Genomic DNA, 21,207 nt, shown 5'->3' on the forward strand with positions numbered 1-21,207 from the left:
AAAGGACTACGTGATTTTTTTATTTTGAATTTTTATTTTTATTTTTCTTATAAAGGAATATAGTCAATTATATATAAAATTACTATATAAGGGGGAGTTTATTATGGAAAAAATTATTATTATAGGAGCCGGACCCGGAGGACTTTCTGCTGGTATGCTTCTGGCGTCTAAAGGATATGATGTAAATATATTTGAAAAACAAAATCATATAGGGGGAAGGAACTCCCGTCTGAGCGTAGGTGAGTTTTCATTTGATCTAGGGCCTACCTTTTTCCTAATGAAGAATATATTAGAGGAGATATTTACTGAAACTGGTAGAAAACTCGAAGATTATGTGAATCTTATGGAGATAAATCCCATGTATAGACTTAAGTTTTCAGAAAAAAAAGAGTTTTATCCTTATTCCATGGGCAATGATGAAAAAATGAAAGAGGAGATAGACCGAGTCTTTCCAGGAGAACATAAAAATTATTTGCAGTATATAGAGCGAGAGGAGAAAAAGTTTCAGAAACTTCTTCCCTGTCTTCAGGTGCCCTACGACAATTTTTTAGATTTTTTAAAGCCTAATTTTCTCAAAAGCCTGCCCTATCTTGATGCGCACAAATCAATATATAATGTTCTCAGTGATTACTTCACCGATGAAGATTTAAAACTTTCCTTTACATTTCAGGCAAAATATATAGGAATGTCTCCTTGGGAGGCACCGGGAACTTTCAGTATAATATCCTATCTTGAGCATAAATTTGGCGTATACCATGTAGAGGGAGGACTAAACAGACTTTCTAGCGCCATGGGAAAAGTTATAGAGGAAGAAGGTGGTAAAATATCACTCTCTACTTCGGTAAAGGAGATCCTTTTTGATGACACAAAGGCTATAGGGGTTCTGCTAGAAGATGGTGAAAAAATCTTTGGAGATCATATTATTATGAATGCAGACTTTGCCTACGGGATAAAGAATCTTGTTCCAGCACCCATTAAAAGCAAGTACAGTGATAATAAATTAAAAAGTAAGAAATATTCATGCTCTACATTTATGATTTATCTGGGCTTAAATAAAATTTACAACACACTACCCCATCATAATATCATCTTTGCAGAGGATTATAAGAGAAATGTAGAAGAAATGTCCCATAGAAAAATACTTTCAGATGATTTTTCTTTTTATGTTCAGAACGCATCTGTAACTGATTCTACCCTAGCACCTGAAGGAAAATCGGCTCTGTATATTCTGGTACCAGTTCCAAATAATAAATCATCTATTGACTGGGAAAAGGAAAAGACAGATTATAAAAATAAGGTCTTAGATGCCATGGAGAAAAAAGGTAATTTTAAGAATATAAGAGAGAGTATAGAGGTGGAAAAAATCATTACACCTAAGGACTGGGAGACTGAAAGAGACGTCTACCTTGGTGCTACTTTTAACCTCGGACATCAGGTGTCTCAGATGCTTGTGTTTAGGCCTCACAATAAATTAGAGGGATATAAAAATTTTTACATAGTTGGAGGAGGGACACATCCTGGAAGCGGACTTCCTACCATATATGAATCTGGAAGAATTGTTTCCAAAATTATTTTAAAGGAGGAATAAAGATGAATGGAATATCATTTTTAAGACTTATTAAATCATTTTATTCTTCTAAACTCCCAGATCTTGAAAAAATCGAAAAAAAGGGCCTTTTAGCTGTAAAAATCGCTCAGCATTATGCTTTAAGAGTTGACTTTATAAAAGAAGAGATGTGTTATCATCTTTCTAAACTTTACACTCACAGTTTCCCAGCAGAAAAAAAGAGTTTTTCCCAACTTGTGTCGCATGATTCTGAAATACTGAATCAGTTTAAATCTTTGGATGAAAACCCTTTTTCTTCTGCCTCAGTGGGACAGGTTCATAAAGCAGTCTTGCAAAATGATGAAGTAGTGGCTGTAAAAATAATAAAAAAAGATTTTAAAAATGGGTTTATAGAGGATATTGAAAGAATTGAAAAACCCATAAAAAAAATTGGGTTTCTCTGGCCAAAATTCAACAGAATATTTAACCCTATTGGGATAATAGAAAATATAAGAAACTATACTCTAGATGAATTAGATCTCAAGAATGAAGCTAAAGGTATAGAGGTATTAAGATTATATAAAAACAATTTTTCAAAGGAGTTTAACCTTTCAAATTTGAAGTTTCCAAAGGTTTATCCAGAGCTTTCAAGTGAAAAAATTTTAGTGACTGAATTTATAGAGGGAGAAACTTTTGACTCTTTGTTAAATGATAAAAAACTTACTTATGAGACTCTTTTAGAGCTTTTTAGACTTCACAGTTTTTATATATTTAAAATAGGCGTTTTTCACGGAGACATACACCCTGGTAACGTCATTTTAGGAAAAGATAAAAACATCTATCTTGTAGATTGTGCTTCTCTCTCTGAAATTACACTAAAATTAAAAAAAGGGTTATTTTGGTTTTTTTATTACCTAAGCCGATACGACTATAAAAATGCAGCAAAATACCTTCATGAGATGTCCACAGAGAGATTGGACGGGCCTGTATTTGATGAGTTTGAAAAGGAATTTTTAAAACTATACAGTGATTTTACCATGGCCACAGTGAGTGAAGTAAGTCTCACACGAAGAATGATGGAAACCATCAAAATGGGGATAAATTTTGGAATGAATTTTGGCGATCAGATGTTCCCGGTAATTAAAAGCCTTATGTATTTAGACGGTATGGTTATGAGATGCAATCCGAATGCTATACTGATGGAAGATATGAGAAATTTTACAGTGGATTTAGAAGATGAAATGAAATAAAAAAAGGCGCTATATTTGCTTATAGCCTGCCTTTTTTCATTTTTTGAAAATTAAAAGTATCTTGTGAAATATTTTTTTAAAAATCTCCTCGTAAAAACTATCTGTATTCTCCATGCAATATCTGCACATTTTATTTCCTCCTTCTCAAAATAATGTCTATCTTAAAAATCTATGCCAGACTTACTGAAATATGCCAACTTTTACTTTTATTTATTCGTCAAATCTGAAAAGGGTTTACTTTAATAAGCTAATATGATATCTATATTATATAATAACATAAGGAGAGTGGTTTTCTTGAAAACTTTAAAAACATTTTTATTAATGTTTGTAATGACTATTATACTGATGTTTTTTGGAAACATTTTAGGCGGACAAAGAGGTATGACCATAGCACTTTTATTTTCATTTGGAATGAACTTTTTTTCATATTGGTTTAGTGACAAGATGGTATTGTCTATGTATAAAGCCCAGCCTTTGACCCAAGACTCAAAGGTATATCAAATCGTAAGAAGGCTTGCAAGAAACGCAGACCTGCCCATGCCTAAGGTATACATTATAAACCAGTCACAGCCAAATGCCTTTGCAACAGGTAGAAATCCTAAACATGCTGCTGTGGCAGTTACAAGAGGTCTACTAGACATTCTTGATGACAATGAACTTTCTGGAGTAATAGCACATGAATTAGGTCATGTTAATAACAGAGATATCCTAATTGGTACTATCGCAGCCTCTATGGCTGGAGCAATTACCTATCTGGCTCATATGGCAAGATGGGCGGCTATCTTTGGAAGAAGCGATAATGACAGAGATGAAAATCCCTTTGCACTTATAGCCACAATGATTTTAGCCCCTATAGCAGCAATGCTTGTGCAGATGGCTATATCAAGAACTCGTGAGTACAAGGCTGATGCCTATGGAGCAAAGGTGAGCGGAAACCCCCTATACCTAGCCAGAGCTCTTAGAAAACTGGAGATGTCTAGTAAAAGAATTCCCATGTCGGCTAATCCTGCAACATCACACATGTTTATCGTAAATCCATTGTCAGCAGAGAAAATGGCTTCGCTTTTCAGCACTCACCCTAGTACTGCAATGCGTATCGCAAAACTTGAAGAGATGTCTGAAAACGGATTATAACAAAAATTAAAAAGGGAGCCTTGCTCCCTTTTTAATTTACTTTACTATAAGCCAGCCCTTCATTTTCATATGTCCAGGTCCACAGAACACAGAACATCTGAATTCATAAGTTCCTATTTCATTGGCATAAAACTCTACAATATTATCTTTCCCAGGTTCTATTCTCTTATTTATTCCGATTTCTTCAAGTTTAAACCCATGAACGACGTCTAAAGAAGTTAATCTCAACCTCACCTTGTCTCCTGCATTTACAACTATAATATCGGGATTAAATCCAAACTTATAAGCCTCAACATCAATTATTCTAACTCCATTTTCTACTTTTCCCGATAAACTATAATACATAGGGCTTATTTCCTCTTTTGTCATCGACTCCCTACTTGTACACCCTAAAATAGCAGTAAGCAAAATCAATAAAACAAATATTTTTTTCATATTCCTCACTCCCTTTACTCTTTGAAGTTTTATATGGTGCAGCAGGGATAATTCCTTTTAAATTTTTATAGTGCCATTGTGTATATCTCTAATACATCTTCCTTTTCAAGAGCCTTCATAGTACCAAGAGGGCCGTTTTTTACAGCTTTTTCTGCCATTATTTCAAATTTTTCATGATCTATCCCAACTTCAGTCAATGTTTTCGGAATTCCCAAGGATGTAAAAAACTCTCTTGTTTTATCTATGGCTTTTCTCGCAACACTCATCTCAGAGTCACCCTCTATACCCCATACATTTTTGGCATAATCTACAAATCTGTGAGCATTTTCTTCAGAAAGCACATAATCCATCCAGTACGGTGTCAGTATCCCTAGTCCCATCCCGTGGGTAATATCATACTGGGCACTTAGCTCATGTTCCATGGCGTGAGTGGCCCAATCTGTTGACTCTTTACCGCAAGACATCATTCCGTTTAAAGCCAGAGAACTTGACCACATGAGATTTGCCCTGGCTTCATAATCTTTTGGATCTTTTAAAGCTATAGGACCAAAGTGAACTGCAGTCTTTAATATTCCTTCCATAAGTCTGCTCTGAAGGTACCCTCTCTTGTCTGGGGAGAAATACTGCTCAAAAACATGACTCATAATATCTACAACCCCAGCTGCAGTATGAAATTTATTAACTGTAAATGTATAAGTCGGATCAAGTATGGAGAAGACAGGTCTTAGCTTTCCGTGACCAATTGCAAGTTTTTCATTCGTCTCCATTTTGGAGATGACAGAGTTTCCGTTCATTTCACTTCCTGTAGCTGCGAGAGTAAGTATAGAGGCTACTGGTAATGCATCACGTAGTTCACCGAGCTTACTGTCTACATATAAGTCCTGCCAGACGTCTCCTTCGTATTTAGCCTGCACAGCTATAGCTTTTGCACAGTCAATTACACTTCCACCACCGGCAGCTAACACCAGTCCTATATTATTTTCTTTACATATCTTTGCTCCCTCATAGACACTTTCTATTCTTGGATTCGGATCTACTCCTGCCAGTTCAAAACATTTGATATTAAAATCAGTAAGCTGTTTTTTAATAAGATCATAAAGCCCAGATTTTTTTATGCTTGACATTCCGTATACAAGAAGGACTTTAGAAGTGTATTTATTTACTTCAGATCCTAATTTCTCGGCTTTTCCCTTTCCAAAAAGCACCTTTGTCGGAATATTGTAATTAAAATTTTTCATTATATCACTCCTTTATAGATTGATTTTTTACATTTTAGTATACATTATTTTTTTCTCTTTTTCATTGATAAAATATCAGATAAGTGATAGATTCTAAATATCATTTTTAGATATTATAGGAATATCTATAGAAAAAACTGGAGGTTAAGAAAAATTATGTTTATAAGTAAATATCAAGTGAGAATATCGGATATAAACTACGGAGGGCATATGGGAAATGAAAGGGCTTTAGTGGCATTTCAGCAAGCAAGAATCGAATGGTTAAAAACTATAGGCCTGTCAGAGATCAGTATCGGTGAGGATAAAGGCTTAATACAAAGAAGGGCCAATGTAGAGTACCTTAGGGAAATTTCCTTAGGAGATATTTTAAATATTAAAATTTATCCTGTAGAGATAAGGGGAAGTTATTTCGTCCTTTCACATGAAGTAACCAACCAAGAGGGTGTTAAAGTATTGACTGGAAACGTAACTCTTGGATCTTTTGACTATAGTGATAAAAAACTGGCCAAAATTCCAAATACTTTGAAAAAAATACTCGAAAAAGAAAAATCACAAAACGATAGGGTTTGATTTTACAAAACCTTTAGAGTATAATCAAAGAAAAAATTAGGAGGACTAGATGAAACTTTACAGATATTTTATACTGATACTTTTTGTACTAGCAACTTTCACAGGATGTAGCAACGCAAATCGAAGCAGACTACATTTTGATTCTAAGCCCTATAACTTTATCACAGGGGAAAACAATACTGAATATATGGAATTATTTTTATTAAAAGTTGATGATATAGACAATCGTTTTTATATACAGATTAAATCAAAGAAAAATTTGAAAATTTCAAAAGAAATAAGAGGGAAATGGAGTATGAAAAACGGTATTTTGTTCATGACCCCAGAAGACAGCAACAAATTAATCAAAATATCAGGATATAACAGTTATCCAAGGGTTATTTACTCTGATATTCCCCAACTTTATTATTTTAATCTTAATCTGTCACCAAGTATATACAGATATAGTGAAAATTTTAGGAAAGACAACTCTAAATATAATATAGATTTAAAACTTTTTGAAAAAGAAAAATCTATACCATTCTATATAATACCTCCTGACGAGCAGAAAAATAGTTTTTTTATAACAGTTGTCGAGTCAATTGATGGAAAAACAGTCTCTTATGAAGAGTTCACCGGAGACTGGATTATCAAGGAAAAAATACTTTATCTTCGGCTAGACGATGACACCATGTACTTTAAAACAAGCAGAGATAGTATAGAGCTAGTTAATTATGAAAATAGGTATGATATCGATCAAATTATACTAAAAAAAGTAAAATAATAAAAAATTCGGCTCTGAGCCGAATTTTTTTAATCTTATATTTATTTGAGATGATTATTAACCTTGCTACGACAAATTTGTTGAAACCAAGTTGATTTTTTTCTTTAAATTAAAGTATTGAATTTATCCGAAAGGCTGTGTTACTTTCTTTGCTTGCCCAAAGAAAGTAACCAAAGAAAAAGCACCCCTAAAAAATACCTAAAATCCCTTCTGAACTAACTTTCTATTGAAATATAGTCGGTAAACCTCCTTATTTCAATGAAAGTGGATTTCACAAGATGATTTCTTAACGGTATTTTTTTAAAGGGGAATTTAAAATCTTTAAATAATTTTTTTAAATCTTTTGAAATTCTTTCGGCCATTGACAAAATCAGCGTTAAGAATAACCGCAGGGAAATCCGTAAAAAAAATCGACTGTCTGAGCGTAGCGAGTTTCGAGTTTTTCTTGGATTTTCAAGGTTATTTAGCTTATTTTTCACAGGCCTTGATTTTTGGTTACTTTTCATCAAGGAAAAGTAACGGAACTTTAAATAAAGTCAGTAATTTATCTGAATTTCTGACAAATAACAACTTAACTTCTATTCAATTACCTCTGTAAAAACTAAATCCACTATTTTCAAGCCGTCAACAGCGGCACTCATTATCCCTCCGGCATAACCAGCACCCTCTCCTACAGGGTAGACACCTTGGACACTTACAGAGTCTCCAGATTCTTTTCTGGTAATCCTTACAGGAGCAGAGGTTCTAGTCTCTGGTCCGATTAGATTTGCTCTTGGTGAAAGAAAGTATTTATTTTTCCCCCAGTGTTCTAAAGCCATTTTCATATTTCTACTGATAAACTCAGGGAAAAAATCATTTAAATTATGGGATTCTAGCCTCATTTTATAGCTAGACTCTATCTCCATGCTGCTTTTTTGGTTTTTCAGAAAATCTTCTGCCCTCTGATAAAGGGCTCCGTAGTTTGAGATAGTATCATAGGCCTTTTTTTCAAGTTCTCTCTGAAACTTCATCCCAGAGAAAAGTTCTTCTCCAAATTCGTTCTCTTTTACGGCGACCACCAAAGCAGAGTTGGAAAATTCTCCATCTCTTGTGGAATTACTCATTCCGTTAACAAGAGTCCCTCCATTTTCTGAGGCTGCATTGACAATCTCTCCTCCAGGGCACATACAAAAAGAAAATATTCCTCTTTCTTCAGCCTTATTATTATAAGCCATATTGTATGTGGCCGCTCCCAAAAGAGGGTGATCTGCATAATCACCATACTGCATTCTGTCTATATCAGCTCTAGGATGCTCTATACGTGCTCCAACTGCAAAGGCCTTGTTCTCCATATATATGCCCCTTTCGTGAAGCATCTGATATGTATCTCGTGCCGAATGCCCTATGCAGAGAAGAAGGTGATCCACCTCTATACTCTCCCTGCTCTTATTTTTATTCTGAATTTCAATCTTTTTGATCTTACCGTTTATCACATCTATATCCGTCATCTTAGTCTCAAAATAAAATTTACCTCCCATTGATATAATCTTCTCCCTGAGGTTTTTTACCACATCTTTTAACACATCAGTACCCACGTGAGGTTTATAGTCCCACATAATCTCTTTTTGAGCCCCGTGATCCACCAGTTCCTTAAACACCTTGTTTATATACTCACTTTTTATCCTCGTATTAAGCTTACCGTCAGAATAGGTCCCGGCTCCTCCCTCTCCAAACTGTATATTAGAGTCCTCATCTAGCTGGTCCATAGTATAAAAAAGATCCACTGACTTATGTCTTTCATCTACTTTTTTCCCTCTTTCAAAGATAAGAGGTTCATAGCCATATTCACATAACCTTAAAGCTGCAAAAAGTCCAGCAGGGCCTGTTCCAATAATGGCTATCTTCCCCATATTATCTTTTACTTTTCTTTTAGGAAAGATTTTTTCATTTATCAGGGAGACGTTATTCAGCCTATTTAGATCCAGTTCTTTTTCAAGTGTTACAGAGATATTATACACAAGCTTGATATCTTTTTTCTTTCTGCTGTCTATAGATTTTTTTTCATATTCTATATGGCCTATATTATTTTTTCTTATTCCACGTTTTTCGATTTCTTTAATAAGGGCTTTCTTCTGATCTTTTTCTATTGAAACCATTATATTATTTATTGCGACTTTCATTATTCACCTCATGTTTTTTATATGTTCCCAATTCTCTTTTTATCTGGGCTTTTTTACTTATATAAGATCCTTCTATTATTGTTTCTATTCCTGCTTTGTTTATTATTGACTTCATAAAGTCCACATTTGGACACCTATCTGAATGACGGTTATCAAATGTTATACACGAAGAAAGATGAACAGCAATTTCATTCTTTTTTATATCTGCTAACTTTGGCATTCTTCTCACTAGGTTACTTATCTTTGGACCAACTCCTTTTCCGTTACAACCTCCGCATGTAAAAGAGAGGTATTGAGTTTTATTGTTATATTCACTAAATGAATTTATTTTTTTATAAAATGAATCAGAACATGCATATCCACTGCATCTATTTTTTGCTTTTTCACACTGAATTATTGCTACTAATTTTATATTCAATTTTACCTCCTAAAATGATCTTTTAAATTTTATGTTTTTTATTATAACATAATTTAAATTTTTATGTTTTAAAATAAAATGTAATAATAAATAAATTATAGGACTTTATTTATTTTGGTTGATGTTTTATCCCTATATTAAAACTAATCATTTTATGTTAAAATGAATCAGTGTATTAATCATATTTTTAAGTGAGGTGATATTTTGCCTTGGAAAAGGAAAAATTTTGAAAATATATTTATTGTTTGTGTAATAACAATATTTATGGGACAGATATATATGAGTCCCTTTTCATCATGGTTTAGGTTTTCTATCGCAGGAGTTGTACTGCCTATTGCTTTATTATTTTTTTCGGATATACCTATTTTTATTACATGTGTGATCATAGGGTTCTTTATCCCATTTTTCAGAGCTTTTGTAGAATTTCTAAATGTTTCTGATATTTCATATATAGATGCTTTTCATAAATATCTGCCAACCATAGGATATTATGTAATGTATGCCCTTTTATTTATGGCTTTGGACATAAGAAATAAAAAAAATAAATTCTCTATATTTATTCTGAGTATGTGGATCTGTGATTCAACATCAAATATTTTAGAGTTGTCTATTAGAAACATTTGGTGGGATTTTCCATTTAAAGTGGCCATATTTCAGGCTATTCTAGTTGGATTTGTAAGAGCCTTTGTAGTTTATCTTTTTTATAACTTTGTTCTCTATGTAAAAAACAGATATGATAAAGATAAAAAAGATAAGGAATATAAAGAATCTCTTATTTTTGTTTCAAAACTTAAAACAGAGGTTTTCTTTTTAAAAAAATCAATAGATGACATTGAACACACTATGGAGAAAAGTTACCTTTTATATGATGAACTTAAAGATGCTGAACTGAAAAACTATGCCCTTGAAATTTCAAGAAATATACATGAGATAAAAAAAGATTACTTTAGAGTAGTTACCGGAATAGAGAGTACCCTAGAAACAGAGATGGAAGAGCGAAACTTCACTATGAATCTTTTTGATGTGTTGAAGATCATAGAAGACAGTACAAGAAAAATCCTTAATTCTGTAGATAAAGATATCTACCTCAAGTTTGATGTCAAAAAAAATATAAAACTTATAAATTATCTCCCTTTAATATCGTTGATTAATAACCTTATTATAAATTCAATTGAGGCAATTGACAAAAACGGCCTCATAACAGTAGAGGGAACAACTGAAAATAAAAATCTTGTGATCACAGTTACTGACAACGGACCGGGTATTGAAAAAGAAGATTTAAAACTTATCTTCCAACCGGGATTTTCCACCAAATATGACTTGGTCTCAGGAAAGATGTCCACTGGAATAGGGTTGTCACACGTGAAGAACTTGGTAGATGAATACTATCAGGGGGAATTATGCTGCGATAGTATTCAAAATGTCTTTACTTCATTTACCATAAAAATCCCAGTTACCAATCTAATATAAAGGAGTGAATTGATAATGAATTTTTATATAGTCGATGACGATCCCGGAATACAGAAAATATTAAAGAATATATTGATCAAAAATAAACTCGGTGAGATCGTAGGGACAGCAAATGAAGGAGCAAAGGCTATAGAGGATATCAAAAGTTTAAAACCCGATATTGTGTTGGCCGATCTACTTCTTCCAAAGGTTGACGGAATAGGAATTGTTAACGCTCTTAGAAACACAGATATTGACACAAATTTTATAATGATCTCTGAAGTTCGTTCTCCTGAGATGATCTCTAGAGCCTACGAAAGCGGGGTAGAGTTTTTTATAACTAAGCCTATAAATGTGGTAGAGGTCCTTTCTGTAATAAAAAAGGTTCAAGAAAAAATTAAAATGTCAAATGTAATAGCTTCTTTTGAAAGTGCCTTTAAAAGTATGGATATTCTCCGAAACAATCCACAAAAGACAGAGACTGAGAAAACCGATATCAAAAAAGAGATAAATATAGTTTTGGGGGAACTTGGTATTTTAGGAGATCTTGGCTGTAATGATATTTCCGACGGAATTTTATGGATAAAGGATCAATCTGACAAATCCAAACAACAGTATAAGCTTTCTGATGTATATACTTTTCTAAGGTCAGTCCATGAAAAGAACGAAGGAATAGAGATAAATACAAGCACAATAGAACAAAGAATCCGAAGGACTATAAGTAAAGTTCTCCAGAATATTTCTAATCTGGGTATAGAGGACTATGGAAATGAGATATTTTTAAAGTATTCAGGAACTATTTTTGATTTTAAAGAAGTTCGTAAACAAATGGATTTTGAAAGAGGTAAATCTCCCTACTGTGGAAAAATCAGTGTAAAAAAGTTCTTTGAAGGTATTTTACTGATGCTAAAAATTTAGTATGAATGTTCTTTTTATAACTAAATTAAAAGTCTTAAACAAAAAGTTTAAGACTTTTTTTTATTTTTTATGTTTTTTTGTGTCGGATTTTGTATGTTGCACTGTAGTATTATTAATATAATAAATAGTGCAACTGATAAACATTTTAACAATGAATATTTGTTGCAAGTTTAATTTTATATATGGTTTATTTAAACTAAAGACATAATTAATAATTTAAAATTGGGAGGAATGTTATATGAAAAAAATGCAGCTGACAACAAAAATTTTCATCGGCCTGCTTCTAGGAGCAATTATTGGAGCTATGCTTTATCCTGTGAGAGAAGTTCCATTTGTAAATGACTATGTTATAGGATTTGCTTTCCATCTAATGGGCAGAATCTTTATGAATGCTATAAAAATGATGGTTGTACCACTAGTTTTCTTTTCACTAATCATGGGAACTGCTTCAATGAAGGATATCAAAAAACTCGGTAGAATAGGTACTAAAACTCTTGGTTTCTATCTGACAACAACTGCAATTGCTATCACTATCGCACTTGGACTTGCGAACATTGTTAACCCTGGTAAAGGATTGGATCTAGGAACTGTAGAAAAATCAGCCTTTGCAATAAAAGAATCGAAATCATTTGTTAATGTTCTAATTGATATGGTTCCTACTAACCCAGTAGCTGCAATGGCAAACGGTAATATGCTTCAAATAATCATCTTTGCTATTTTATGTGGTGTTTCTCTAACTCTTATGGGTGAAAAAGGGGAGAGATTAAAGGATATCTGCTCTGAAATCAACGACCTCGTTCTTAAGCTTGTAGAAATTATCATGTTATTTGCACCAATTGGTGTTTTCGGACTTATAGGTAAAACTTTTGCAACTCTTGGATACGATGCCATGAAGCCACTTTTCGTTTATATGCTTACTGTCTTAGCAGCTTTATTGATCCATGCAATCATTACTTATCAAGGATTACTCTTTGCTTTTGCAAGATATAACCCTATTACATTCTTTAAGAAATTTGCACCTGCAATATCTGTAGCTTTCTCTACATCAAGTAGTGGTGCTACTATTCCAGTAACAATGGATACTCTTTTGACAAGATTTAAAGTACCTGAGGATATAACTTCTTTCACTATCCCACTTGGAGCAACTGTAAACATGGATGGAACTGCTATAATGCAGGGAGTCGCTACAGTATTTATCGCTCAGGTATACGGTGTAAACCTTGGCCCTGCTGACTATCTAGCTGTTATACTTACGGCCACTCTAGCTTCTGTTGGTACTGCTGGTGTTCCTGGTGTAGGACTAATCATGCTGTCTATGGTTCTTACTCAAGTAGGAATTCCTGTAGAAGGTATAGGTCTAATCATGGGGGTTGACAGAATCCTAGACATGACTAGAACTGCGGTTAACATCACTGGAGACGCTGTTTGTACTCTAATCGTTGCAAAAACAGAAGGAGAACTTCTTACTGCAGAAGAGTTAGAAGTAGCATAACTTTAAAATAATAATCAGAAGACCCCCCCTTTAGGAAGTGCCTAGAGGAGGGGTTTTAAATTTATCTTACCTAGATTGATTATCTTATTTCCACGATATTTTAGGAGACTTTCGAGGGACTGTTCTTTTATATTTTATATCTGGATAACCTATGATCATGCATGTTGCAACTTCTTTTCCTTCTTTTATTCCAAGTAACTCTCTTATCTTTTTATTTCCTTCTGCAGCCCTAACAAAAAAGCCGCTAAATAGAGCTCCGAGATCTAGAGCGTTTGTCATAAGCTCCATATTTGAAGACGCTAAAACACCGTTGATTTGAAAGTTTGCAGTTACAACTATAACAGCAGGTGCATTAAAGAATAGCTCATCTTCTTTATCTGGATTTTCTTTGTATTTCTCATACATCTTTACCCAAAGTTTTGCATACTTCACATATATTATATTTTCTGGAGTTATATTGGATAAAATTTTATTTCCTATATCATTTAGAGTTTCTAACGTTAATCTCCTCAGTTCCTGTAAACCTTCTCTAACAACAATATAAGAAACATCCTGCATATTTGCGGCTGTTTCTGTAAATCTTCCAGCCTCTATAATTTTAGAAAGCTTTTCTTCCTCTACCTCTTTGTCTTTAAACTGCCTTATGCTCCTTCTGAATTTTATGAAATTTAACAAATTATTAGGGTCTACCTGGAATTTTTCCTTATCATACTCAATGACTTCTGACATATCAAATTCATCTGTAGTAACTGCATCTGTTGGACAAACAGCAATACAATGACCACATTTAAAGCATGTTACATTGTTAATCTTGGCTTTTTTATCTATCAACTCTATATCCTTTGGAAAGCAGTCTTTAACACAAAGCCCACACCCTATACATTTTTCTTCGTTTACAATCATCATAATCTTTACACTCCTAATTTCAATTTTATAAAGCTTTTCGTAAAATTTCCTCAGAAATTTCTAAAGTAACCTCTCTACTCTCTGATAAAGCTGTCATTCCATGTTTTTCCAAAGAATTAATAATCTTTTGTATATCATCTTCCCCGATATTATAATCTGAAAGTTTTGTTTTTATACCTAAACTGTGGAAAAACTTCTCAGTTTTCATGATAGCTAGATCTATTTTTTCATCTTCTTTACCATCTTTTATATTCCATACTCTTTCTGCATACTGCAGAAGTTTTTCTTTTTTCGATGATTTCCTCACTTTCCATATTGCTGGCTGAACTACTGCCAAGGTTTTAGCATGATCCAAACCAAATAAAGCGGTCATTTCGTGCCCTATCATATGTGTGGTCCAGTCCTGAGGCACTCCTGAGCCGATAAGACCGTTTAAGGCCATAGTGGCACACCATACAAGGTTTGCTCTGGCGTCATAATTTGTAGGATTTTCTATGGTTTCTTTCCCTACTTCTATAAGGGTCTGTAGTATTCCTTCAGCTGTTCTGTCCTGAAAACCTGCATTTACTGGATAAGTCACATATTGTTCCACAGTATGAATAAATGTATCTACGACACCGTTGGCAACCTGGGTAGCAGGAAGGCTATATGTAAGAGTCGGATCAAGGATCGAAAATTTTGGAAATGTAAAATTACTGAATATAGGTAGTTTGTCTATCCCTTTAGTTATAACTGCACCGTTATTCATTTCGGAACCTGTAGCAGGAAGAGTCACCACTGTCCCAAATGGTAGTGCAGTTTTTACGGGGATGGGATTAAAACCAAATTTTAAAAGTTCGCTCTCTTTTCCTATAAACTCGTCGGTAGTTGATGCTATTGCTATGAATTTTGTTCCGTCCATTACAGAACCTCCTCCAACGGCAAGAAGAAAATCAATTTTTTTATCTCTAACTATTTCAACGGCTTTCATAAGAGTTTCAAATCTTGGATTGGCCTCTATACCTCCAAACTCAAATATTTCTCTTTCAGATTTCCCAAGTTCCTCCTTGACCTTATCTAGTGTCCCAAATCTTTTTACAGAACCCCCTCCGTATGTGATAAGAATTTTTGCATTTTTAGGTACAAGGGTGTCTAAGTTTTTCATCTGATCTTTACCGAAAATTATATTGGTAGGGTTATAAAAACTAAAATTTAACATGTTTTCCTCCTAGATATATTTATTTGACATTTATCTGTTTAATTTTTTCTATCTGACGAACATTTTATAATACATACTCCCTTTTCGTCATCATATTTTTTGATCTGCTTTTGAAGATCTTTCTTAGTTAAAATGAGCTCCTGTATTTTTTCATCTATAAGCTCTATATGATCAAGAAGAATATCTTTTCTTTCATCCACAGTTTCTATTCCGCCTTTTTTCAAAGAGATATAGTGTTTTATATCTTTTAAAGACATCCCTGTTCCTTTCAGATTCAAAAAAAACTCAATCCACAAAAGATCCTCTTTTGTATAAAGTCTATTATCATTCTTGTCTCTGGCAATCTTTCTGATTACACCGTTTTTTTCATAATATCTTAATTTTGATTTTGTTATATGAAAATGTTTTGCTACCTCATCTATATTCATACGGCTCCTCCCTTCCTATGTATTATATAAATATACACCTTAGACCATAGTTTAAAGCAAGTTTTTTTTAATTTTTTATAAAAAATACATGAATTTTTGGTAGCATTCGCATAAATTTTGTCATAAAAATAAAAATCTCTTTTGAAAGAAGATAGAATTTTTAGTGTATCTATATAATATATAGAAAATTTAAAATTGTGATTGAATTATTGAGGGGGGATTTAAATGGAAAAGTTTGAGTACATGGAAAAATACGGTCATGAACAATTGGTTTACTTTTTTGACAAGATCACCGGCCTCCGAGGAGTCACATGCATTCACGATACAAGCCTAGGACCAGCTTTAGGCGGTACAAGGATATGGAACTACGAAAATGAAGAAGAAGCTATTTTAGACGCTTTCAGGCTTTCTAGAGGGATGACATATAAGGCCGCCTGTGCAGGACTTAATCTAGGAGGAGGAAAAACTGTTTTATACGGAGATCCTAAAGTCGTTAAAAGTGAAGCTTATTTCAGAAGTCTCGGAAGATTTGTACAAAGTTTAAATGGGAGATACATAACTGCTGAAGACGTAAATACAAATACGAAAGATATGTCTTATGTCGCCATGGAAACCGACTATGTAGTTGGACTGCCAGGTAAAAGCGGAAATCCTTCGCCTGTAACAGCCTGGGGAATTTTTATGGGTATCAAAGCTACTTTAAAAGAAGTCTTCGGAGATGATTCTATAAAAGACCGTAGTTTTGCAGTACAGGGAGCAGGTCAAACAGGGTATTACCTTATAAAATATCTTTTAGGAGAAGATTATCCAGATAAAAATTACAAAACCGAAAAAGCCTCTAAAATATATTTTACAGAAATAAATGACGATCATATAAGAAGAATGAAAAATGAGCATCCCCAGGTTGAATTTGTCAAACCAGACGACATATACTCCTTAGAGGTTGATATTTTCTCACCATGTGCTTTAGGGGCTGTTATAAATGATGTCACAGTGCCTCAATTCAAGTGCAAAGCCATAGCCGGCAGTGCAAATAATGTACTGAAAGATGCAGTTCACGGAAGGCAGTTAAAGGAAAGAGGGATATTGTACGCACCTGACTATGTAATAAATGCTGGTGGACTTATAAATGTCTATCACGAACTTCAAGGATACAACAGAGATATGGCAGTGAAAGACGTAGAACTTATATATGACCGTTTAATGGAAATATATAAAATTTCAAAAAATAAGAACATTGCCACCAGTGATGCTGCAGACCGATTTGCAGAAAACCGGATCAAGATCATAAAGGAGATAGAGAGCAATTATATACGAAGATAAATTCTTAATCTTTAAAGTACAGGAGGAAATATATGAAAAAGTTTAAAATCCTGGCAATAAATCCAGGTTCCACTTCTACAAAAATATCTGTTTTTGAAAATGATGATGAGATATTCACCGAAACCATCAGACATTCTTCAGACGATATACAGCAGTTCAAAAGAATTATAAATCAATTTGAATTTAGAAAAAAAATAATAGAGAAAGTACTTGATGAGAACAATCTTTTAAATGAAGGACTTCATGCTGTAGTGGGACGTGGTGGACTTCTCAGACCTTTATCAGGCGGAACCTATCTCATAGAAGACGCTATACTGAGAGATCTGCGAGTCGGAGTTTCAGGAGAACATGCCTCAAATTTAGGAGGAATAATTGCTTATGAGATAGGGAAAGATTTTCATATCCCTTCATATATAGTAGATCCAGTTGTAGTAGATGAACTTGAACCTGTTGCCAGGATATCCGGAATCCCAGAAATTGAAAGAAAATCTATTTTTCATGCACTGAACCAAAAGGCAGTGGCTAGAAGTTACGCCAAGGAGATAGGAAAACCCTATGAAAGCTTAAACCTTATTGTGGTGCATATGGGTGGCGGTATAACTATCGGGTCACACAAAAATGGTAGAGTCATTGATGTCACAAATGCACTAGATGGTGAAGGACCTTTATCTTCTGAGAGATCAGGAGCCTTGCCAGTTGGTGATATTATCAAAATGTGTTTTGAAAAAAAATATAACGAGGATTTTTTAAAGAAAAGAATGGTTGGGAAAGGCGGGGCAGTTGCTTATCTTCGAACCAATAGTATTATAGAGGTTTTAAATCTCATTGAAAAAGGGGATAAAAAAGCCAAACTAATCTTTGATGCTATGATATACCAGATTTCAAAAGAAATTGGAGCTTTTTCTACAGTCTTAAAGGGTAATGTAGATACCATAATTCTAACGGGAGGTATGGCTTATTCTGAAAAAATCATCGATCTTATAAAAGAACGGGTGGATTTTATTGCTCCCATAAAAGTATATCCGGGGGAGCATGAGATGTCAGCCTTAGCCCAAGGGGCATTAAGGATACTAAAAAAAGAGGAAATTCCTTTGATATATAATCCAGATTGAAATATAAATAAAATGATTCTTGAATTATTTAAAAAAAGATATTTTAAAACCTGCATTGTCAAATCAAATATAAAAATTGTATATATTTAAATAAAATTTTGTAATTTAGAATATATGGTCATATATTCTAAACTAAAAACACAAATTAATATGATATCTGAAAAATATTGGAGGAGATTAGAAAATGAGATTGGCAACAATTAAACTTGATGGTTTGGAAATTGCTACGATAGTAACTGATAGTGGTATGTTACCTATAGCTAAGATTAATGAAACGACAGGCAACAGTTGGTTAACTGATATGCAAGAAATAATTAATTCAGGACAATTAGAAGAGATAAAAGATTGGTATTTATCTGGTGGAAAATCTCAGTCAGAAGCGATGACTGAGTACACTATTCCTAAAGAAAAGGCAGTATTAGCACCTCTATACCGAAATCCAAGTAAAATTTGGGGTATCGGTCTAAATTATGTAGATCACGCCGGAGACCTTGCAGAGAAAGCTCCAACGATAGCTCCAGCCAGTTTCCCTAAATTTACGACTACAATCATAGGACCGAACGATGAAATTAAAATTCCTGTGCAATCTGAAAAAACTACAGGTGAAGCTGAATTAGCGGTAATTTACGGGAAAAAATGCAAGGACGTAGAAGAAAAAGATTGGCTAAGTGTAGTTGCAGGATTTACTACTGTAATTGATATGACAGCTGAAGATATTCTTCGTCTTAATCCCCGTTATCTTACTAGAGCTAAAAATTTTGATACCTTTTTAAGCTTGGGTTCAATCCTGGTTACACCAGATGAAATTGAAGATGTTAAAAAATTAAAGGTATCAACTGTTATTAATGGTGAAATATATGCTCAGAATTTTGTTTCGAATATGACTTTTTCTCCAGACTATTTAGTTTCATTCCACTCTAAAGTATCAACTATGCTGCCTGGAGATATTATATCAACAGGTACTCCTAGAGCTGTACATATAACTGATGGAGATATTGTAGAGTGCAGAATTGAAGGTTTTGAATCAATGTCAAATCCAGTAATAGATCTTAAATTAAAAAAATAATTATAACATTACAATTCAAGATCATTTTCAGATTATGATAAGCGACTTAACCTACGCTAGATTGGGAAATGCTTAGAACTATCTCTGTGTCTTAATATATCTTTTTAAAAGAGAAATAAAAGAATAAATATTTGATTTAAAAAAGTGATCCAACTGGATCACCTATAAATGACTAGGAATATAATTTAAATGTAATTTGGGATAGACCCATTTAATAAAAAAGGAGAGGAATGACCTCTCCTTTTTTGTGTTATCCTTAAATTCTTTTATCTACAAGTTCAGCTATCTTCTTTACGTCTACCATAACTTCGGCAAATCCTGCAGGTGTAAGTGACTGTGCTCCGTCACAAAGAGCATTTTCAGGATCATTGTGAACCTCTATCATAAGTCCGTCTGCCCCTACTGCTGCTGCTGCCATAGCCAGATTTTTTACCATCCATCTCTTTCCTGTTGCATGGCTAGGATCTACTATTACAGGAAGATGTGTTAGTTTCTTTACAGCTAGTACTGCACTTAGATCTAAAGTATTTCTTGTGTATTTTTCAAATGTTCTTATCCCTCTTTCACAAAGAATTACATTTGGATTTCCTTCTGACATGATGTATTCTGCAGACATTATCCATTCCTCTATAGTCGCCGACATACCTCTTTTAAGAAGTACTGGAGTCTGAGTTTTTCCTAATGCCTTAAGTAAGTCAAAGTTTTGCATATTTCTAGCCCCTACCTGGATTATATCTACATCTTCTACAAATTTATCCACAAGTGAAGGAGACATAATCTCAGTTACTATAGGCATACCTGTAATTTTTCTGGCTTCTTTCAGAAGATCAAGTCCTTCTAATTCTAACCCTTGGAATGCATATGGAGATGTTCTAGGTTTGAAGGCCCCTCCTCTTAAGATTTGAGAACCTGCTGCTTTCACTCCTTCTGCTACTTCTATTATTTGATCTCTTGATTCTACAGAACAAGGTCCTGACATAATTGTGAAGTTACCTCCACCGATTTTTATTCCCTTTACATCTATTACAGTATCTTCACTTTTTAGAACCCTATTAGCCTTTTTAAAAGGTTCCTGAATTCTAGTAACTGTTTCCACACCTGGAAGACCCTCTATACTACCCATATCCAATCCAGAAGTATCCCCTATAACTCCTATGATTCTGTATTCCTCACCATTTATATCATGTACTCCCAGTCCTTTTTTCTTAAGAGAATCCATTATCTTTTCTATTACACTCCACTCAGCATCTTTTTTCATCTTGATTATCATTTTTTAATCCCCCTTATTGGCTATCACTTAAACTAATTTTTTGTGATTTAATTTAAAATTTATTTTTCTATTTGATACATTGTATCCTATTGTAACTTTTGCAGATAGATAACAATTTTTTTTTTAATATGTTCGTATTCTTCAAGACTAAATGACTATTTTTATTGACTTTATACCTTTTAATCCCATAAATTCTTGTAGGAATCATTGGGTTTGTTTTTATTTTTTTTGGTTCTTTTCAGTTAAAATAAACTAAATTTTTCTTGTAGAAACAGAGTTGTATAAAGAAAAAGACCCTCTTCAATAATCCTTTGAAGAAGGTCTCTGTTAAAATTTTACTATTTTATTCAAAAATAAGCTATTTTATTTATCTGTATCTCTACCAAATATCTTTTTATTCTTATGGTAAAATTCAATCTCTTCTATAGTTACTGCTAGAGGGCTCAAGTATATCTTATTCTGTATTTCCTTATATTTTTTTATAAGGTCCTCTTGACCCCGGTATATAAAACATCCCTCACATTTTTCCATA

At 33.6% G+C, this 21,207-nt stretch carries 20 protein-coding genes; 11 read left to right on the forward strand and 9 right to left on the reverse strand.

All coding sequences use genetic code 11. The annotated features are described in order from the left end of the window. Positions 1 to 103 precede the first annotated feature (103 nt). The 3 genes from ILYOP_RS04900 to htpX all read left to right on the forward strand — a co-directional run bounded on the left by ILYOP_RS04900 (position 104) and on the right by htpX (position 3,930). A complete protein-coding gene (locus ILYOP_RS04900) occupies positions 104 to 1,588 on the forward strand; it encodes a phytoene desaturase family protein (protein WP_013387415.1) in 1,485 nt (494 codons plus the stop codon). Positions 1,589 to 1,590: 2 nt separating this feature from the next. Beyond that, positions 1,591 to 2,796 (forward strand): AarF/UbiB family protein, encoded by a 1,206-nt coding sequence (locus ILYOP_RS15120; RefSeq protein WP_013387416.1) that lies wholly within the window; start codon positions 1,591 to 1,593, stop codon positions 2,794 to 2,796. Positions 2,797 to 3,090: 294 nt separating this feature from the next. Then, positions 3,091 to 3,930 (forward strand): zinc metalloprotease HtpX, encoded by an 840-nt coding sequence (htpX, locus tag ILYOP_RS04905; RefSeq protein WP_013387417.1) that lies wholly within the window; start codon positions 3,091 to 3,093, stop codon positions 3,928 to 3,930. A gap of 36 nt (positions 3,931 to 3,966) precedes the next feature. On the opposite strand, the gene ILYOP_RS04910 is transcribed toward htpX, so the two are convergent. Both ILYOP_RS04910 and ILYOP_RS04915 read right to left on the reverse strand, forming a co-directional pair. Next, positions 3,967 to 4,365, reverse strand: coding sequence for a cupredoxin domain-containing protein (locus tag ILYOP_RS04910; protein ID WP_013387418.1), 399 nt, complete (start codon positions 4,363 to 4,365; stop codon positions 3,967 to 3,969). 65 nt (positions 4,366 to 4,430) lie between these two features. Further along, positions 4,431 to 5,603 carry an iron-containing alcohol dehydrogenase gene (locus tag ILYOP_RS04915; RefSeq protein WP_013387419.1) on the reverse strand — a complete coding sequence of 391 codons (1,173 nt, stop codon included), beginning with the start codon at positions 5,601 to 5,603 and terminating at the stop codon, positions 4,431 to 4,433. A gap of 156 nt (positions 5,604 to 5,759) precedes the next feature. Here ILYOP_RS04915 and ILYOP_RS04920 point away from each other — a divergent pair, with 156 nt between their 5' ends. Next, positions 5,760 to 6,173, forward strand: a complete 414-nt coding sequence (locus ILYOP_RS04920) for an acyl-CoA thioesterase (protein WP_013387420.1) — start codon at positions 5,760 to 5,762, stop codon at positions 6,171 to 6,173. A 49-nt stretch (positions 6,174 to 6,222) separates the two neighbouring features. Next, positions 6,223 to 6,936 carry a hypothetical protein gene (locus ILYOP_RS04925; protein ID WP_013387421.1) on the forward strand — a complete coding sequence of 238 codons (714 nt, stop codon included), beginning with the start codon at positions 6,223 to 6,225 and terminating at the stop codon, positions 6,934 to 6,936. Between the two features lie 578 nt (positions 6,937 to 7,514). Here the strand turns inward: ILYOP_RS04925 and ILYOP_RS04930 are convergent. Together ILYOP_RS04930 and ILYOP_RS04935 are read right to left on the reverse strand one after the other, a co-directional pair. After that, complete coding sequence (locus tag ILYOP_RS04930) at positions 7,515 to 9,095, reverse strand: NAD(P)/FAD-dependent oxidoreductase (RefSeq protein WP_013387422.1); 1,581 nt, start codon at positions 9,093 to 9,095, stop codon at positions 7,515 to 7,517. After that, positions 9,076 to 9,513, reverse strand: a complete 438-nt coding sequence (locus ILYOP_RS04935; protein WP_013387423.1) for a CGGC domain-containing protein — start codon at positions 9,511 to 9,513, stop codon at positions 9,076 to 9,078. The genes ILYOP_RS04930 and ILYOP_RS04935 overlap by 20 nt, the downstream gene beginning before the upstream one ends. A gap of 204 nt (positions 9,514 to 9,717) precedes the next feature. On the opposite strand from ILYOP_RS04935, the gene ILYOP_RS04940 reads away from it, so the two are divergent. The 3 genes from ILYOP_RS04940 (at position 9,718) to ILYOP_RS04950 (ending at position 13,372) form a co-directional block, all read left to right on the forward strand. Beyond that, positions 9,718 to 10,983 (forward strand): ATP-binding protein, encoded by a 1,266-nt coding sequence (locus tag ILYOP_RS04940; RefSeq protein ID WP_013387424.1) that lies wholly within the window; start codon positions 9,718 to 9,720, stop codon positions 10,981 to 10,983. 15 nt (positions 10,984 to 10,998) lie between these two features. Beyond that, positions 10,999 to 11,880, forward strand: coding sequence for a response regulator (locus tag ILYOP_RS04945; RefSeq protein ID WP_013387425.1), 882 nt, complete (start codon positions 10,999 to 11,001; stop codon positions 11,878 to 11,880). Between the two features lie 238 nt (positions 11,881 to 12,118). Then, on the forward strand, positions 12,119 to 13,372 hold the full coding sequence (locus ILYOP_RS04950) for a dicarboxylate/amino acid:cation symporter (protein ID WP_013387426.1): 1,254 nt from the start codon (positions 12,119 to 12,121) through the stop codon (positions 13,370 to 13,372). Positions 13,373 to 13,456: 84 nt separating this feature from the next. Here ILYOP_RS04950 and ILYOP_RS04955 read toward each other — a convergent pair whose 3' ends face one another. The 3 genes from ILYOP_RS04955 to ILYOP_RS04965 are packed head-to-tail and all read right to left on the reverse strand — an operon-like array spanning position 13,457 to position 15,904. Further along, positions 13,457 to 14,278 carry a nitroreductase family protein gene (locus ILYOP_RS04955; protein ID WP_013387427.1) on the reverse strand — a complete coding sequence of 274 codons (822 nt, stop codon included), beginning with the start codon at positions 14,276 to 14,278 and terminating at the stop codon, positions 13,457 to 13,459. 25 nt (positions 14,279 to 14,303) lie between these two features. Beyond that, entirely contained in the window at positions 14,304 to 15,476 is a 1,173-nt protein-coding gene (locus ILYOP_RS04960; protein ID WP_013387428.1) for an iron-containing alcohol dehydrogenase, read from the reverse strand. 38 nt (positions 15,477 to 15,514) lie between these two features. Beyond that, a complete protein-coding gene (locus ILYOP_RS04965) occupies positions 15,515 to 15,904 on the reverse strand; it encodes a MerR family transcriptional regulator (protein WP_013387429.1) in 390 nt (129 codons plus the stop codon). A gap of 225 nt (positions 15,905 to 16,129) precedes the next feature. Here ILYOP_RS04965 and ILYOP_RS04970 point away from each other — a divergent pair, with 225 nt between their 5' ends. The 3 genes from ILYOP_RS04970 (at position 16,130) to ILYOP_RS04980 (ending at position 19,405) form a co-directional block, all read left to right on the forward strand. Continuing rightward, positions 16,130 to 17,227 (forward strand): Leu/Phe/Val dehydrogenase, encoded by a 1,098-nt coding sequence (locus ILYOP_RS04970; RefSeq protein ID WP_013387430.1) that lies wholly within the window; start codon positions 16,130 to 16,132, stop codon positions 17,225 to 17,227. 32 nt (positions 17,228 to 17,259) lie between these two features. Further along, the gene (gene buk, locus ILYOP_RS04975; protein ID WP_013387431.1) at positions 17,260 to 18,339 is read left to right on the forward strand and encodes a butyrate kinase; all 1,080 of its coding nucleotides are present in this window, start codon (positions 17,260 to 17,262) and stop codon (positions 18,337 to 18,339) included. 184 nt (positions 18,340 to 18,523) lie between these two features. Further along, positions 18,524 to 19,405 carry a fumarylacetoacetate hydrolase family protein gene (locus ILYOP_RS04980; protein WP_013387432.1) on the forward strand — a complete coding sequence of 294 codons (882 nt, stop codon included), beginning with the start codon at positions 18,524 to 18,526 and terminating at the stop codon, positions 19,403 to 19,405. 256 nt (positions 19,406 to 19,661) lie between these two features. Here the strand turns inward: ILYOP_RS04980 and aroF are convergent, their stop codons facing one another. Both aroF and ILYOP_RS15750 read right to left on the reverse strand, forming a co-directional pair. Further along, a complete protein-coding gene (gene aroF, locus ILYOP_RS04985; RefSeq protein WP_013387433.1) occupies positions 19,662 to 20,675 on the reverse strand; it encodes a 3-deoxy-7-phosphoheptulonate synthase in 1,014 nt (337 codons plus the stop codon). 363 nt (positions 20,676 to 21,038) lie between these two features. Continuing rightward, a complete protein-coding gene (locus ILYOP_RS15750; protein WP_013387434.1) occupies positions 21,039 to 21,206 on the reverse strand; it encodes a hypothetical protein in 168 nt (55 codons plus the stop codon). Position 21,207: the final 1 nt, after the last annotated feature.

This window comes from Ilyobacter polytropus DSM 2926, assembly GCF_000165505.1.
Taxonomy (GTDB): domain Bacteria; phylum Fusobacteriota; class Fusobacteriia; order Fusobacteriales; family Fusobacteriaceae; genus Ilyobacter; species Ilyobacter polytropus.